Source organism: Polaromonas jejuensis NBRC 106434 (assembly GCF_001598235.1).
Lineage (GTDB): Bacteria > Pseudomonadota > Gammaproteobacteria > Burkholderiales > Burkholderiaceae_C > Polaromonas > Polaromonas jejuensis.
Genome location: NZ_BCYO01000064.1, coordinates 1 through 2,291 on the forward strand (window position 1 = coordinate 1; position 2,291 = coordinate 2,291).

Annotated in this window: 2 protein-coding genes; both read right to left on the reverse strand. The window is 61.7% G+C overall.

The window, feature by feature from the left end; all coding sequences use genetic code 11:
• Positions 1 to 291: 291 nt before the first annotated feature.
• Positions 292 to 1,488, reverse strand: a complete 1,197-nt coding sequence (locus tag PJE01S_RS24060; RefSeq protein ID WP_068836238.1) for a CaiB/BaiF CoA transferase family protein — start codon at positions 1,486 to 1,488, stop codon at positions 292 to 294.
• Positions 1,489 to 1,520: 32 nt separating this feature from the next.
• Positions 1,521 to 2,291 (reverse strand): acyl-CoA dehydrogenase family protein (locus tag PJE01S_RS24065; protein WP_174548581.1); only part of this gene is annotated, 771 nt, incomplete at its 5' end.

Below are 2,291 nucleotides of genomic sequence, written 5' to 3' on the forward strand. Positions count from 1 at the left end.
GGTCTCCTGGGTTTGAAAAAAGGCGGTAGCGGGCTGCTTGACCAGATTTTTAAGCAAAAAGTGCTCTCAAGCCAATCACCATAACCGCAAGATGCTATCAAATAAATAGCAAATGAATGGCAGAAGTGCTGCCTGCAGGCGCCTCAGTCCGTGAGGCCGCGCGCCGCAAACAGCACCTGGTCGCCCACGCATTTGACGGGGACGAGAATTTTCATCAACGAATCACCCAAACCACGGTATATCTCAAATCGCCAAGGCCGCTTTGCCCCATGGGCGTCGGCTCCGATAACTTCACTTGGCACTTTCCCAAACTGGCCGATCGGCACCCAATTCGGGAGGCGGCAAGTCCGCCGTTGGACGAACGCCATCCATCAGCATTGGATTGGCCACCATAGGTGGAACGCTTGTACTACTCGAATCCAGCTTCATGCCACGCGCGGCCACATGGGGATGCGCCATGACTTGGGTAATGTCCAGAATCGGTGAGCAAGGGACGGCAGACTGGTCCAGCAAACTAACCCACTCGGCCGTGTCGCGCTGCAGCGCCCACTCGGTAATCATGGGCACCAGCGATTGGCGGTTTTCAACCCTTGCCGGATTGGTGCTATAGCGCAGGTCGCCCGCAACAGCGGGCTGGCCGACCGCCTCGCAAAAACGGGCAAACTGGCCGTCGTTTCCTACCGCCAGCACCATGTGGCCATCGCGTGTGGGAAATACCTGGTAAGGAACGATGTTTGGGTGAGCATTGCCCATGCGGGTTGGCGTCGTGTGCCCTATGAGCTGGTTACTCCCCTGGTTCGCCAGCATGGCGACCTGCACATCGAACAGTGAAGCGTCAATGGTGCGACCGCGCCCCGTCTGCTGTCTTTCATACAACGCAGCCAGAATGGCCGTGGTCGCGTAGACGCCGGTCATCAGGTCGGTCACGGCCACTCCCACCTTTTGGGGCTCAGCGCCCTTGTCACCGGTGACGCTCATCAGTCCGGCTTCGGCCTGAATCGCAAAATCGTAGCCGGCCTTATGTGACAAGGGGCCATTTTGTCCGTAACCGGTGATCGAGCAGTAGATCAGCCGCGGGTTGAGGGCGCGCAGACTGGCGGCATCCAGTCCGTACTTGGCCAGTTGCCCCACCTTGTAGTTCTCGATCAGCACATCGGCATCCAGAGCCAACGCTCGCACCTGCTCAATGCCTTGCGGGCTGGCGATATCGATGGCCACCGAGCGCTTGCCCCGGTTGGCGCAGACGAAATAGGCCGCGACCCGCTGCTCGCCTTCACCCCACCAAGGCGGCCCCCAGGTGCGGGTGTCATCACCCGTTCCGGGGCGCTCGACCTTGATGACATCCGCACCGTAATCGGCCAGCATCTGGCCAGCCCATGGGCCGGCCAGCACGCGCGACAGGTCGAGTACGCGCACGCCTGCCAAAGGGCACGGTGTTGCGCCGACATCGCTAGCGATCTCGGGTGCATGGGTATGCGAATGCTCCATTTGGAATGCCTCAGTTCAAGTTCAAGCCGGTGTCAGGAGAAAGCGGCGATGCCGGTGATGGCGCGACCGAGAATCAGGGCATGCACGTCATGCGTGCCCTCGTAGGTGTTGACCACCTCCAGGTTGACCAGGTGCCGGGCCACGCCAAACTCGTCGCTGATGCCGTTGCCGCCCATCATGTCCCGCGCCACGCGGGCAATGTCCAGCGCCTTGCCGCAGCTGTTGCGCTTGAGGATGGAGGTGACTTCAACCGAGGCGGTGCCGGCATCCTTCATGCGGCCCAACTGCAGGCATCCCTGCAGGCCCAGGCTGATGTCGGTCAGCATGTCGGCAAGCTTTTTCTGGATCAGTTGGTTGGCAGCCAAGGGGCGGCCGAACTGGTGGCGGTCCAGCACGTACTGGCGCGCGCGCTGGAAGCAGTCTTCGGCCGCACCCAAGGCGCCCCAGGCGATGCCGTAGCGCGCGCTGTTCAGGCAGGTGAAGGGGCCCTTGAGGCCACGCACGTCGGGGAAGGCGTTTTCCTCAGGCACGAACACCTCGTCCATCACGATTTCGCCAGTGATCGAAGCACGCAGGCCCACCTTGCCGTGGATGGCGGGCGCGCTCAAGCCCTTCCAGCCTTTTTCCAGGATGAAGCCGCGGATCGCGCCTTCGTCGTCCTTGGCCCACACGACGAATACGTCGGCGATCGGGCTGTTGGTGATCCACATCTTGGCGCCGGTGATCGAGTAGCCGCCGGCCACTTTCTTGGCGCGCGTGATCATGCTGCCAGGGTCGGAGCCGTGGTTGGGCTCGGTCAGGCC

What these genes read in the sequence shown, in the direction of transcription:
- PJE01S_RS24060 (WP_068836238.1), bottom strand. Translation starts at nt 1,488, where the DNA reads ATGGAGCATTCGCATACCCATGCACCCGAGATCGCTAGCGATGTCGGC.